Origin of the sequence: Levilactobacillus angrenensis (genome assembly GCF_003946085.1) — a bacterium.
Classification (GTDB): domain Bacteria; phylum Bacillota; class Bacilli; order Lactobacillales; family Lactobacillaceae; genus Levilactobacillus; species Levilactobacillus angrenensis.
Window position 1 is genome coordinate 68627 of record NZ_RHOB01000013.1, and the last position, 13023, is coordinate 81649.

Here is a 13023-nt window from a genome sequence, read left to right on the forward strand (position 1 = left end):
AAACCGGATTCCCCACAAAGATTGCTTGAATAACGGCTGAAAAATCGGTAGTATAGATAGCGGATACAATGTGTTATGGAATATTCACAAGGAGGCGAAGCGTGCTGTCACAAGAACAGACTGAAGCGCTCTTTAAGGTCCTCGATGAGTCGACGACGACCCTACAAGCAGCACTAAGCACATCTTATTTAGATGCGTTCGTTGAGACGGGGGATAACCTCTTAAACGGACAAGTTCAAGTTGAAGACGGTCGCCCTGATCAGGAGACCGTGGCAAAACTGACCGACCTCTATCAACAGGCCGATTGGCAAAGCTTTGATAGCGAAACGGTTCGGCGAGCGGTGCAATTGGCTATGTTAAAGGCCATTCGCATCGATGAAATCCAAGCCAATCATCAGTTAACGCCTGATACGATTGCATACATCATGGGGTACTTGGTGACCCGCCTGGAAAAGGGCAAGACGCACTTGACCTTACTGGACCTCACGGTAGGGACGGGGAACTTGTTAACTGCCGTGATTTCGCAGCTAAAGCGTGTGGTGACTGGTAAGATTGACGCGTACGGGGTGGATAATGACGACTCCATGTTAGCCATCGCGCAAACGTCCAGTGACCTGCAACGGGTACCGGTGGAATTGATTCACCAGGATGCCTTGGAGCGGTTGCTAGTGCCAGCTAGTGACCTGATCGTGGCTGATTTGCCGATTGGGTACTATCCGGTCGACGACAATGCGGTCAATTTCCACACCGCGGCGAAGTCTGGCCACACCTACGTGCACCATTTACTCTTGGAACAAGCGATGAATCAGCTGACGCCAGGCGGCATTGGGGTCTTCTTGGTCCCATCACAGCTGTTCCAGAGTGAACAAGCCCCTAACTTACTGAAATGGCTGCCCAATAACGCCTATTTACAAGGGTTATTGAACCTGCCAAGTGAGCTATTTGCTAACGCTAACGCCCAAAAGGCTATTCTGATTTTACAGAAGCCAGGGGCCGGCGCCAAGCAAGTTGAACAAGTCATGTTGGGAGAATTCCCATCATTTAAGAATCAATCAGCGTTCCAAAAGTTTGTTGCGGAAATCGTCCAGTGGGAAGAACAAAATCTACTGCCCGACCGCACATAAAAGGAGAAATACCACATGGGAAAATCATTAGCAATTAACGCCGGCAGCTCAACTTTGAAGTTCAAGTTGTTCCAAATGCCTGAAGAAACGGTCATTGCCGAAGGTGCCATTGATCGGATTGGCCTGGGTAACTCATTAGTCGAAATCAAATATGGTGACGGCCAAAAGTACGAAACGCATGAAGACATTGACGACCACAGTGCCGCTATCCAATTGATGTTGGACCAACTGACGGCCTTAAACATCATCACTGACTTCAATGAAATCACTGGGATCGGCCACCGGGTCGTTGCTGGTGGGCAAGAATTCAAGGATTCTGCTGTGATTGATGACGACGTTTTGCAAAAGATCAAGGACTTGTCTGAATATGCCCCATTGCACAACCCAGCCGCTGTTTTGGGCATCGAAGCCTTCAAGAAGATTTTACCTAACGTCTTGAGTGTGGCGGTCTTTGATACGTCATTCCATACGTCCATGCCCCAAGAAAACTACATGTACGCGATTCCTTACGAATACTACGAAAAGTTTGGGGCCCGGAAGTACGGCGCCCACGGAACTAGCCACCGTTATGTTGCTGGCCGCGCCGCTGCGATGTTAGGCAAGCCGTTGAAGGACTTGAAGCTGATCACGATGCACCTGGGTGCCGGTGGGTCCATCACCGCTATCAAGGATGGCAAGTCATATGATACGTCCATGGGCTTCACGCCACTGGCCGGGATCGAAATGGCGACCCGTTCTGGGGACATCGATGCTTCCTTGGTTGCTTACCTGATGGAAAAGCTGAACATTGACAAGCCTAACGATATGATCAACATCTTGAACAAGAAGTCCGGGTTGATCGGGGTTTCTGGTGTTTCCGCTGATATGCGTGACTTGGAAAAGGTTCAAGCCAAGAACCCACGGGCTAAGTTGGCGCGTGACATGTTCATCAACCGGATCGTCCGCTACGTGGGGGCTTACCTCGCTGAATTAGGTGGCGCTGACGCTATCGTCTTCACGGCCGGTGTTGGTGAAAATGATATTATGATTCGCCAAGAAGTCGCTGACAAGTTGGCTTACTTCGGTATCGCCGTTGACCCTGAAAAGAATGATATTCGTGGGGTTGAACGTGACTTGAGTAAGGCTGGGTCTAAGATCAAGACCTTATTGATCCCAACTGATGAAGAGTTAATGATCGTTCGTGACATCGAACGCTTACGTAAATAATTTGAAATGAGGCTGCTGTCCGCAATGGGCGGTGGCCTTTTTTGTTTAGTCTTGAAGAGGGAAGGGACATGAACACGTTGCGTCTGGGAGCGACCGGGTTCTGACCACCAAAATTAGTGCAACCAGGAGCCGGCAACAGCCAGTTGACCACCTGTTGGTACACGCTTTTTTTGCTCCCAAAATGCCGTAACAAGCACCGTTCACTGATAGTTGAACAACTTTCACTTAAAACGGATAAAGTTGACGTAAAGTGGTTTACGCCGGGACGCAAAGCTATTTAATTTACCGAACCAACCAGTGCTGGTACTAGTATTCCCCCTATGGCAGTGTATAATGAATTTCAACAAAGGGGCGATTAAGATGAAAAAAAGTCAAGTGAATGACAACCAAGAGTTCTCACGTGGCCTTCAGAGTCGTCACGTCCAACTGATTGCGCTGGGGGGCACAATCGGGACGGGGCTATTCTTGGGGGCCGGCCAATCGATTCATCTGGCGGGGCCATCCATCGTGTTGGCTTACCTGGTGACTGGGATTATGTGTTTCCTACTGATGCGGGCGTTAGGAGAGTTACTGCTCTCAGACTTAAACGCCCACTCCTACATTGATTTTATCCAACGCTATTTAGGCGATAACATGAGCTTCGTGGCTGGCTGGACCTACTGGGTCTGCTGGATCACGATTGCCATGGCTGAAATTACGGCGGCCGGACAGTACATGCAGTTTTGGTTCCCACATTTACCACAGTGGGTGACCGGGCTAGTCTTACTGGCCATCTTGCTGACGCTGAATTCCGTGACCGTCAGTGCGTTTGGCGAAACGGAATTCTGGTTTGCCATTATTAAAATTGTGGCGATCGTTGCCTTGATCCTAGCCGGCGTCTACATGGTCGTGGTACACTACCCGACGCCAGCGGGGCACGCTAGCGTGGCCAACTTGGCGACGGGCGGCTTCTTCGCTCATGGGGCCAAGGGCTTCTTCCTCTCATTTCAAATGGTTCTCTTCAGTTTTGTCGGGATTGAAATGGTGGGGATGACGGCTTCGGAAACGGCCAATCCTAAGAAGGTTTTACCCAAGGCCATCAACGAAATTCCCATGCGAATCATTCTGTTTTACCTGGGGTCCTTGTTAGCCTTGATGTGCATCTACCCTTGGCAAGCCGTTTCACCAACCAGCAGTCCGTTCGTTCAAGTCTTCAAGAACGTGGGGATTCAGTCGGCAGCGGCTGTCATCAACTTCGTGGTCTTGACCGCGGCGGCTTCGGCCTGCAACAGCTCGCTGTTCACGACCGGGCGGATGTTATTCTCATTGACGTACCAGGGCAAGAGTCGGTTTGCGAAACGAATGGGGACGTTGTCACGGGCACAAGTTCCCGTCCCCGCACTGCGGTTTTCAACGGTGATCATTGCGGTGTCGGTCTTCTTGAACTTCATCATGCCAGGACACGTCTTCGCGTTTGTCTCCAGTGTGGCGACGACCTGCTTCCTGTTCATCTGGGGCGCCATCGTGGTCGCTCACCTGAAGTACAAGCGCCAACAGCTGGCGGCGGGAGTGACCAACAAGTTCCACATGCCACTGTTCCCATGGAGTGATTACTTCATTTTGGCATTCCTGGCGATGGTCGCTATCGTCTTGTTCTTCAGAACAGATACACTGGTGGCCTTGATTGGCTCCGTGGTCTGGTTAGCCGCTTTGAGTGTCGGCAAATACCTGAAGGATCGGCGGACGGCGGAACACACGGTTTCGGTGGGTTCTGACGATTCAGATGTAAAATAAAACAAGTTGTGAAGGCCAGGACGAGAGCTGTTCTGGTCTTTTTGTGTGGTCAGTTAAGGGTTGATAAAATTAGTGCGTTGAGCCCCGGAATGATGGTAGACTGTTCGCTAAAATTAGTGAAAACACGAGCCTGCGTCAACCAGGGTGCCGCCTGCTCTGGGGATACCTCCAGCCTGAGAAACGGTCTTCCGGTTCGCTTGAAAGCCTGGCAAGGCCCGTCAGTTAATCCTTGGCTGCCTCTGGCGAGGTGGGACTTATCAGCACACTGTGGTAGTCAAAGACTAGTTGCCAAATCAGCTGCCACCTGGGGCTAAGCCGATTGATACCGATATACACTTTTGTAGCCGAGAGTCCGCCAAATATGGGTTCAGTCGTGGGAGTTACCTTAGCGGCGCGGTTCATGCCGCTTAGGCAACTGGCGCCTTTGAGACGTGATTTCCGGCTCAAAGCGAGGTGTCGAGACCGCTCTTTGGCTCGGCCCGTCCGCCCCAGCGTTCCAACCCATAGTTGGACGGTAGGCGGCCAGTCCTCACTACGAAGCTGTAAACGACTAGTTTTAACGCGAGAAGTCGCGTGGTGACAATTTTTCTAGTTGATTTTCCTCTTCAGATGGAAGGAGCCTAAGCCAGCGAAAAAACAGCGGAAGTGCTAGGATAGAACGTGTAGTGAAACAAATTTGAAACGGCTGAATCTGACGCCGTTGTTGCATTAAAAAGCTAATGAAACAGAGGGTGTAAATCAATGAAACAAGTCATGATTGATGGGCAAAAGGTCCCCGCAATTGGTATCGGGACGTGGCACATGGGCGATCGCCCGGCCCAACGCGAAACGGAGATTGCCGCAATTCAAGCAGGTATCGCTGCTGGGGCACGGGTTATCGACACGGCCGAAATGTACGGTTCTGGCCGCGCCGAGAACTTAGTCGGTGAGGCCTTAGCGCCAGTCGATCGGCACCAGCTCTATCTGATTTCGAAGGTGCTTCCTGAAAATGCGTCACGCCAACGGATGGCGGCCAGCTTAGATGCCAGCTTGCAACGGTTACGGACGGATTATTTGGACCTGTACCTGTACCATTGGCGCGGTAATGTGCCGTTAGCCGAGACCGTCGCTGAACTCCAGCGCTTGCAACAGTCCGGCAAGATTCGGGCGTGGGGCGTGTCTAACTTTGACATTGCTGACCTGCAGGAACTGTGGCGCCTACCGGGTGGCGACCAAGCCGTCGTCAACGAAGACCTGTACCATTTAGGCAGTCGTGGGGTCGAATACGCCGTGTTGCCGTGGCAACGGGAACATCAGCTGCCATTTATTGCCTATTCGCCGATTGCCCAGGGGGATTCTTGGGGGCATCACCTGGCCACCAACGCGGTAGTCAAGCAGATTGCGGCCCAGCATCACGTGACGGTTTATCAAATCTTATTGGCCTGGGTCATTCGGCAGGGGGATGTCTTGGCGATTCCCCAAACCAGTTCCGTCGCGCACATGAATGAAAATGTGGCGGCAGGCGACCTCACGTTGAGCACAGATGAGCTGGCCTTATTGGATCAGCAATTTCCAGCGCCAACCAGCAAGCAGCCGCTCGATATTCTCTAGAAGGGGGAGCACTCATGGAATTTTTTATGTCAGACACGCATTTCTTTCACGAAGACTTGTTGGGGAACAGTGATTTTGCCCCACGGCCCTTTGCAAACGTCACGGAAATGAATCAGACCATCATTGATAACTGGAACGCGCGGGTGGCCCCTACGGATACCGTTTACCACCTGGGTGACATTGCGTTGTATTTCACCAAGCCGGCGGTCAAATCCGACGAGGCCGTGTGCGACGTCTTGAGTCAGTTGAATGGTCACTTGGAATTGATCAAGGGCAATCACGACAGTCGGGCGCTGTTCAAGTATTTGGCCGCGCACAATCCGATTGACCACGGTCAGCCGAAATTTGCCTTCCATGATGTCGGGGTGCTGATCAAGTACGACCACCGGCAATACTACATGACGCATTACCCGATGATGCTGGGCATCGTCAAGCAAATCATCAACTTGCACGGGCACATCCACCATTACGCGGTCCCCATCAAGGAAAACATCAACGTCGGCGTCGATACGCCGGAGCAGCAGTATCTGGACCAGCCATTGCCATTCGGCACGCCGTTTTCGACCAGTGAGATTGAACAAATGGTGACGCGCAAGGCCCAAGAATTTCAGGATAAACAGTAAACGTGGCGCGTGGGCCAAGTGGCGGTGATCGGTTTCCAACGAAACCGGCTGCCGCTTGGCCCACGTTTCTGAATGATCGTCTTGCTGCCGTCAATCGCTGGCGGCAAGCTGCGGCCCCGTCTACGAAATTTGACTGGGAATCGCGCTGACGCTTGACCGTTTTCCCCCAATGCCGTACGATTAAATTCAGTGTTAAGAGGAGATTGAGAGAATGGAACGGATTACCATCTTGCATACCAACGACCTGCATTCGCACTTTGAAAATTGGCCGCGAATTCGGCGTTATTTGGCGACCACGCGGCAAACCGCCGAGCAGGCCGGCGATACCGTGTATACGTTTGATCTGGGCGACAACATCGACCGGGTGCATCCGGTCAGCGAGGCCACGGTGGGGCAAAAGAACATTGAATTGATGAATCAAATCGGCTATGATGCCGCGACGATTGGCAATAATGAGGGGCTGGGCTTCATGCGGCCGCAATTGGACCACCTGTACGACCACGCCAACTTTCCGGTCATCTTAGGCAATATCTTAACGGGCGACACCCACGAACAACCGAGCTGGGCGTTGGACCACAAGATATTCTCCACGACGGCGGGAACGCGCGTGTTGGTGTTGGGCTTAACGGCGCCGTATCATTTGACGTATCCGCTGGCGGGGTGGCAACCGATTGGGGTCCAGCCGGCCTTGACGAAGCTCTTGCAGACGTATGCCGGGCAATTCGACGTGTGTGTCTTGTTGTCGCATCTCGGATTAGACGTGGACCGCAAGATTGCTAAACGTTTTCCACAGGTGACCGTCATCATTGGCAGTCACACGCACCATCTCTTGCCTCACGGGGAACAGGACCAGCACAGCCTGTTGGCCGCGGCCGGTAAATGGGGCCGTTACGTGGGCCGCATCACGCTGAATCTGACGGATCATCAGGTCACCCGGGCCCAAGCAGGGGTGGTGGAGACCGCCAAGTTGCCGGAAAAGCCGGGAGATGCCGCTGAAATTGCCGGGCTGACAGAATTGGGCGAGTCCATTTTGTCAGAACAACGCGTCGCCAAGTTGCCGGTCGACCTGGAGGCCAATCCGGTGGGTGATTCACAGTTGATTCGTGAAGGCCTGCACGCTATTGCGGAATACGCTGGTACCGATGCGGCCGTGCTCAATGCCGGGCTCTTTTTACGGGACTTGCCTCGCGGCGTCGTTAATCAAAAACAACTGCATGACCTGTTGCCTCACAACATGCACGTGATGACCATCACGCTGAGTGGTTACGACCTGTGGCGGTTGGTTCAAGAATTTGAGTTGGCCCGGTTATTTTTACGGTATTTTCCGCAAAAAGGCATGGGCTTTCGTGGTAAAATCTTTGGTGAGCTCAATTATTTGGGCATCGCCTATGATGCGCAGACGCACGCGGTCACTTGGCGAGGAGAACCCTTGTCACCAACCAAGCAGTACACGATTGCGGGCTTGGACCATTACCTGTTTATTCCGTTCTTCCCGACGATTTCGATCGTGGGCAAAAATCAAATTTTATATCAAGACTTATTACGGGAAGTGTTCGCCAAATACTTGGGCAAGCACTATCCCTTATCGTAACTAGAAAGGATGACGACGGTGGATCGCAAAGATTTAGAGGCACTCGTTGCCGAGCAAAAAGAAAACCGGGAGCCAGCCGCCGAAGTGGTGCGGGTGGACGAAACGCACATTGCTATCAATAACCATCCTTATGAATTGGTGACTGACGTGCGGAACGGCTTTGACTTCACGGAGTTTGCCCAGCGTTTCAGTACGATTCTGAGTAAATATGACTACATTGTGGGTGACTGGGGGTTCGAACAGCTCCGGTTGAAGGGCTTTTACGCGGAGGACCGTGCGGGCGCCAAGCAAAATCAACTCGACGCGGTGCAGGACTACTTGTATGAGTCCTGTAACTTCGGGTGTGCCTACTTCATCTTGCACAACCTAGACGTAAAGTCAGCGCCGAAGCCGCGGCGTCCGCGCCGGCGCCGCAATTCGCGCAACCAGTCTAATGGCTCGCAACATGAGAAGGCCACCCAGCAGAAGACTGAAAACAGCCGGACGGCCAAGCCAGAAACCAAGCAACATCCAGGCAATAACGGCAATGGCAACGGGTCGCATCGCCGGCGTTCACGCAGACGACATCGCAACACGAACCATCCGTACACCGAAGAGCGGCGGCCAGTCGCTAAGCCAACGCCGAACAGTCAAAAAACGGTGACGGTGGCCTCTGGTGGCCAGGGACGGCGGCATTTTACCATTCGCAAAAAAGAAGATTAGGGAGAGTTGGCAGTGAAAAAGTATCAGGCATATTTGATTGATCTCGACGGGACCGTTTACGCGGGGACCAAGCGTTACCCCAAGGCCAAACAGTTTGTGGAACGCCTACAGGCCGCTCAGGTGCCGTTCAAGTTTGTGACCAACAACACCACCAAGCTCCCGATCGACGTGGTGGCCAATTTGGCCGACAACCACGATATTCACGTGACCACGGATAATGTTTACACCGCTGGATTGGCGACCGCCGACTTCTTAGATAAGCGGGCCGGTGACCAGGGCAAGCGGACGGTCTACGTGGTCGGGGAGATTGGCCTGCGCCAAGCATTGGCGGCTAAGGGCTTTACGGTCGACGAAGACCATCCGGAATACGTTGTGGTCGGGCTGGACAGTGACGTGACCTACGAGAAATTTGCCAAGGCAATCCTGGCGATTCGCAGTGGCTCGACGTTTATCGGTACCAATTCGGATTCGAACATTCCTAAGTCACGCGGCTTGATGCCAGGGGCCGGGGCGTTGGTCGACCTGGTGCGCTATGCTACCCAGACCGAACCGATTTTCGTGGGTAAACCGGAACCAATCATTTTAGAGAACTCCTTGCGGCAAATGGGCGTGGCCCCCGCAGACGCGATCATGGTCGGCGACAATTACCAAACAGACATCTTGGCCGGCATCCATGCCGGGGTGGACACGCTATTGACGTACACCGGCGTCTCCACACCTGAGCAGGTGGCCCAACAGGCGATTCAGCCGACTTACACGGTGCCCGACTTGGCGCACTGGAACCTGGAGGCGGGGCCGATTGACTAGCGCACAACGATGGGGCGGGTTGACCGCTTTGTTTTTAGCGGTGATCACGCTCAGTATCTTTTTGACGATCAATGCCGTGTGGCTCTATCGCTTGGATATTCATTGGTTGAATATTGCTCAGGAGGTCCAGATGTCCCCGGCCAAGATTATGCACAATTATCATCAGATGCTGGGGTACCTGGAACTGCCGTGGGTGACGGATCTGAAGATGACGGACTTCCCGACGTCGTTTACGGGGATGATCCATTTTCATGATGTGAAGAACCTGTTCTTACTGAATAACGTGGTGTTGGTGCTGAGCTTAGCACCGGCCATGTTGTACCTGCGTCAACTGAAACGGCGAGCCGAACAATGGCGGTTGTTACGCCCAGTTCAGGTCGCAGCGGTCGTCCCCGTGGTCTTGGGGGCGATGTTAGCGGTGAATTTTGATGGTTTCTTCATTGCCTTTCATGAGGTATTGTTCCGTAACAACGACTGGATCTTTGACCCAGACTTGGATCCCATCATCAACGCGCTACCAGACACCTTCTTTCTCCACTGTTTTATCCTGGCTTTCGTCTTATTTGAAGCCGGACTGGTGGGGGTGTACTGGTGGGGCCGAGTGGCAATTAAACGCGCTTGAATTTGGCAACTAAAAAAGAGTTTGACCGACGAAAATTGTCAGGTCAAACTCTTTTTGCGTTAATGTTTAGTCGTCTTCCGGGAGGCTACTCGGGGTAGCGGAGTGCCGACCCTTGAGCCAACCCACGATGGCTGGAATCAAGGAAATGACGATGATGCCGAGTACGACCGCGGAGAAGTGCGCCTTGACGAAGGGGATGTTGCCGAAGAAATAGCCACCGCCACAGCAGATGGCGACCCAGGTCAATGCAGCACTCACGTTGTATTTTAGAAAACGCCGGTAGGGGAATTGGGACCCCGCCGCGGTAAAGGGTACGAAGGTCCGGATGATTGGCATGAAGCGGCCTAAGAAGATGGCCAACGGACCGTGTTTGCGGAAGAATTTCTCCGACTGAGCCAGCTTATCCTTGTTGATCAGGCGACCAAACCAGGAATGACTGGACAGTGCGGCGCCGGCCTTACCACCGAGGTAGAAGTTCAGTGAATCACCGCCGATAGCTGCCAGTAAGAACAAGGCCACGAAGAACCAAATGTTTAAGCCATATGCGGGATTCGCAGCCAAAGCCGCCGCGGCGAACAACAGCGAGTCGCCGGGAAGAAATGGGAGAATGACCGCGCCAGTCTCAACAAAAACGATGGCGAACAAGATGAAATAAGTGGAACCGCCAAATGTATTGACGATATTGACCAGGTGGTCGTCGATGTGTAAGACAAAATCGATTAAATATCCCATTAAGGTACTCCTTATGCATTAATTTTAAATTCAAACACTATTGTAGAAGGTTTTGATCTCACCGTCAGCAGGGTCGGCAAAACTTAACCAAATTGTCAGGTTTAGCGGGCACAGGTCAGGCCAGTCAGCCAACTATTTAAAGGGCGTGTCTTCCTCGCCAGTGTCGTCATGAGCCAGTCGGGCAGCCGCCGCGGCCGCGATAGCCCCCACCAAGTCGTCTAAGAAGGTGTGGATGATACCTGGCTCGTGGGCGTTGAGCTTAGCCAAGATGCCTGGCTTGACCCGGTCGATATAACCATAATTGGTGAAGCCGATGGAGCCGTAGATGTCAACGATGGATAACGCCATGGTCTCGTCGACCCCGTAGAGTCCTTCGTCACGTTCGACGATCGTTTGCAACGGTTCGAGTAGGCTGTGTTGTTCGGCGGCAATGTCCAGTTGGATACCAGTGATCACCGCGTTTTGGACTTCGCGTTTGTGGAGAACGGTCTGAACACTGGCTAAAGCATCGGCGGGGGTCAGGTCAGCGATATAATCTTTTTGCAAGAAAATCACGAGGGCTGCGATGTCTGTCAATTGCACGCCCCGCTGGTTCAGCAGGTCAATGGTCCGTTGCCTTAACGCCGTCATTGGTTTTGTCATTTAGTAGAGACTTCCTTTCATTGTTTCGTGTTCTCCTAGTATACCACCGATGCTGTCAGTTGCATTTTTAACGGTTGGCGGTGATAATAGATAAGCAGAAAGTGTTTTAAAAGATATGGAGGATAATTATGACAAAGTTTCCACAAATTGATTTGGCTAACGCCAGGGGTCCACAAGTAACGATTGAAACGTCCATGGGGACCATTCAGCTGCAACTCTTCCCCGAACAAGCACCAAAGACAGTTGAAAACTTTGTGACCCATGCCAAGGCAGGCTACTATGATGGCTTGACGTTCCACCGGGTCATTCCTAACTTTATGATTCAAGGTGGCGACCCAACCGGAACGGGGATGGGTGGCGAAAGTATCTGGGGCCAACCATTCGAAGATGAGTTCTCTCAAGAACTTTACAACCTGCGCGGGGCCGTTTCCATGGCCAATGCCGGTCCGAATACCAACGGCAGTCAGTTCTTCATCGTTCAAGATAAGGACATGACGGAACAAATGCAAGGCCAAATGAAGGATGCCGGGTTCCCAGACGAAATCGTTGATGCTTACAAAGATGGTGGGACGCCTTGGCTGGACTTCCGGCACACGGTCTTCGGTCAAGTGACTGAGGGGATGGATGTTGTCGATGCCATTGCGCAGGTCAAGACGGATGCCAGCGACCAACCAGCAACGCCCGTCACGATGGACAAAGTCACTGTTAAGGAAGCCGAATAAAAACTAGCGGTGGTCGAGAGTGCTTACCATATAGTAAGGAGGGCGAGACGATGCCGTTTCAAATTGGCCAACGGGTCTCCGGCCACATTACGGGGATCCAGCCCTATGGGGCATTTGTCAGCCTAGGCGGTCATCGTCAAGGTCTGATTCATATTTCAGAGTGTCATTGTGGCTACGTCAAGGATATTCATGACTATTTAAAGGTCAATCAAGAAGTGAACGTGGTGATTTTAGATATTGATGAGTTCACGGGTAAAATCAGTTTGTCTTTACGGTGTTTAGAACACGTGAAGTATACGCAAGAGCCCCCGGAGCATCAACATCGTCATTACTGGACAAATCATCGGGTAAATATCGGTTTCAAGCCAATCGCAGATCGTTTGGCGGGGTGGAAAACCGAGGCACTGCAACGATTAGACCAAGATCAAGCTTCCTCTTAGGAGGGGGCTTTTTGTTTTTTTGGGATTTTCTCTTGACCTCTGTGGTGATGATTGGTAAGATATTACCTGTTGCTGTTTGAGGCAGCCGATGCATAAATAATAGATTATTGAATAGTCATTCAAATTTAAAATTTGTGCTTGACGAGCTAAACAACAACTGATACAATGATTTATGTTGTCACGAAGCGTCACGGAAAATTCATTTCAGTTTTGAATGTTGAATAAATATTCAAATAAAATTGAAAAAGATGTTGACACGCTTCAAACGACATGATATACTTTAAAAGTTGTCACGGAGCAATTGCTTCTCTGATAACTTGGTAGACCTTTGAAAACTGAACATTGTTTCGACAAACCAAATATGTGTAGGGCGGTTTGATACTTGGTATCAAACCCAAACAATATTTGCGAAGTCAATTCGCTTTTAAAAATGTAACAACAATCGATGA

The 13023-nt window shown here is 51.7% G+C and carries 13 protein-coding genes; 11 read left to right on the plus strand and 2 right to left on the minus strand.

The features are described 5' to 3' along the window. The first annotated feature begins 101 nt into the window (after nt 1-101). From EKM83_RS09000 to EKM83_RS09040, 9 genes are all read left to right on the plus strand, one after another. Nucleotides 102-1124, plus strand: a complete 1023-nt coding sequence (locus EKM83_RS09000; RefSeq protein ID WP_125576622.1) for a class I SAM-dependent methyltransferase — start codon at nt 102-104, stop codon at nt 1122-1124. 15 nt (nt 1125-1139) lie between these two features. Beyond that, the gene (locus tag EKM83_RS09005) at nt 1140-2330 is read left to right on the plus strand and encodes an acetate/propionate family kinase (protein WP_125576624.1); all 1191 of its coding nucleotides are present in this window, start codon (nt 1140-1142) and stop codon (nt 2328-2330) included. Between the two features lie 360 nt (nt 2331-2690). After that, nucleotides 2691-4103 carry an amino acid permease gene (locus EKM83_RS09010; RefSeq protein ID WP_125576626.1) on the plus strand — a complete coding sequence of 471 codons (1413 nt, stop codon included), beginning with the start codon at nt 2691-2693 and terminating at the stop codon, nt 4101-4103. A 741-nt stretch (nt 4104-4844) separates the two neighbouring features. Continuing rightward, complete coding sequence (locus EKM83_RS09015; RefSeq protein WP_125576628.1) at nt 4845-5693, plus strand: aldo/keto reductase; 849 nt, start codon at nt 4845-4847, stop codon at nt 5691-5693. 14 nt (nt 5694-5707) lie between these two features. After that, the gene (locus EKM83_RS09020) at nt 5708-6316 is read left to right on the plus strand and encodes a metallophosphoesterase family protein (protein ID WP_125576630.1); all 609 of its coding nucleotides are present in this window, start codon (nt 5708-5710) and stop codon (nt 6314-6316) included. Between the two features lie 211 nt (nt 6317-6527). Beyond that, nucleotides 6528-7907: a bifunctional metallophosphatase/5'-nucleotidase gene (locus EKM83_RS09025; RefSeq protein WP_125576632.1), complete on the plus strand. Its 1380-nt coding sequence runs from the start codon at nt 6528-6530 to the stop codon at nt 7905-7907. A 9-nt stretch (nt 7908-7916) separates the two neighbouring features. Continuing rightward, nucleotides 7917-8609: a YutD family protein gene (locus EKM83_RS09030; RefSeq protein WP_125576634.1), complete on the plus strand. Its 693-nt coding sequence runs from the start codon at nt 7917-7919 to the stop codon at nt 8607-8609. A 12-nt stretch (nt 8610-8621) separates the two neighbouring features. Next, nucleotides 8622-9416 carry a TIGR01457 family HAD-type hydrolase gene (locus EKM83_RS09035; RefSeq protein ID WP_125576636.1) on the plus strand — a complete coding sequence of 265 codons (795 nt, stop codon included), beginning with the start codon at nt 8622-8624 and terminating at the stop codon, nt 9414-9416. Continuing rightward, entirely contained in the window at nt 9409-10038 is a 630-nt protein-coding gene (locus tag EKM83_RS09040) for a TIGR01906 family membrane protein (protein ID WP_125576638.1), read from the plus strand. The genes EKM83_RS09035 and EKM83_RS09040 overlap by 8 nt, the downstream gene beginning before the upstream one ends. A gap of 66 nt (nt 10039-10104) precedes the next feature. On the opposite strand, the gene EKM83_RS09045 is transcribed toward EKM83_RS09040, so the two are convergent. Next, a complete protein-coding gene (locus EKM83_RS09045) occupies nt 10105-10770 on the minus strand; it encodes a VTT domain-containing protein (protein ID WP_125576640.1) in 666 nt (221 codons plus the stop codon). Between the two features lie 132 nt (nt 10771-10902). Next, a complete protein-coding gene (locus EKM83_RS09050; RefSeq protein WP_125576642.1) occupies nt 10903-11412 on the minus strand; it encodes a phosphatidylglycerophosphatase A family protein in 510 nt (169 codons plus the stop codon). A gap of 128 nt (nt 11413-11540) precedes the next feature. Here EKM83_RS09050 and EKM83_RS09055 point away from each other — a divergent pair, with 128 nt between their 5' ends. Beyond that, nucleotides 11541-12134 carry a peptidylprolyl isomerase gene (locus EKM83_RS09055; protein ID WP_125576644.1) on the plus strand — a complete coding sequence of 198 codons (594 nt, stop codon included), beginning with the start codon at nt 11541-11543 and terminating at the stop codon, nt 12132-12134. 50 nt (nt 12135-12184) lie between these two features. Continuing rightward, nucleotides 12185-12574: a CvfD/Ygs/GSP13 family RNA-binding post-transcriptional regulator gene (locus tag EKM83_RS09060; protein ID WP_125576646.1), complete on the plus strand. Its 390-nt coding sequence runs from the start codon at nt 12185-12187 to the stop codon at nt 12572-12574. Nucleotides 12575-13023: the final 449 nt, after the last annotated feature.

Bases quoted from the DNA above. Each gene is read 5' to 3' on its own strand.
- EKM83_RS09050 (WP_125576642.1), bottom strand. From the start codon at position 11,412: ATGACAAAACCAATGACGGCGTTAAGGCAACGGACCATTGACCTGCTG.
- EKM83_RS09020 (WP_125576630.1), top strand. From the start codon at position 5,708: ATGGAATTTTTTATGTCAGACACGCATTTCTTTCACGAAGACTTGTTG.
- EKM83_RS09060 (WP_125576646.1), top strand. From the start codon at position 12,185: ATGCCGTTTCAAATTGGCCAACGGGTCTCCGGCCACATTACGGGGATC.
- EKM83_RS09055 (WP_125576644.1), top strand. From the start codon at position 11,541: ATGACAAAGTTTCCACAAATTGATTTGGCTAACGCCAGGGGTCCACAA.
- EKM83_RS09045 (WP_125576640.1), bottom strand. From the start codon at position 10,770: ATGGGATATTTAATCGATTTTGTCTTACACATCGACGACCACCTGGTC.
- EKM83_RS09010 (WP_125576626.1), top strand. From the start codon at position 2,691: ATGAAAAAAAGTCAAGTGAATGACAACCAAGAGTTCTCACGTGGCCTT.
- EKM83_RS09025 (WP_125576632.1), top strand. From the start codon at position 6,528: ATGGAACGGATTACCATCTTGCATACCAACGACCTGCATTCGCACTTT.
- EKM83_RS09030 (WP_125576634.1), top strand. From the start codon at position 7,917: ATGACGACGGTGGATCGCAAAGATTTAGAGGCACTCGTTGCCGAGCAA.
- EKM83_RS09015 (WP_125576628.1), top strand. From the start codon at position 4,845: ATGAAACAAGTCATGATTGATGGGCAAAAGGTCCCCGCAATTGGTATC.
- EKM83_RS09005 (WP_125576624.1), top strand. From the start codon at position 1,140: ATGGGAAAATCATTAGCAATTAACGCCGGCAGCTCAACTTTGAAGTTC.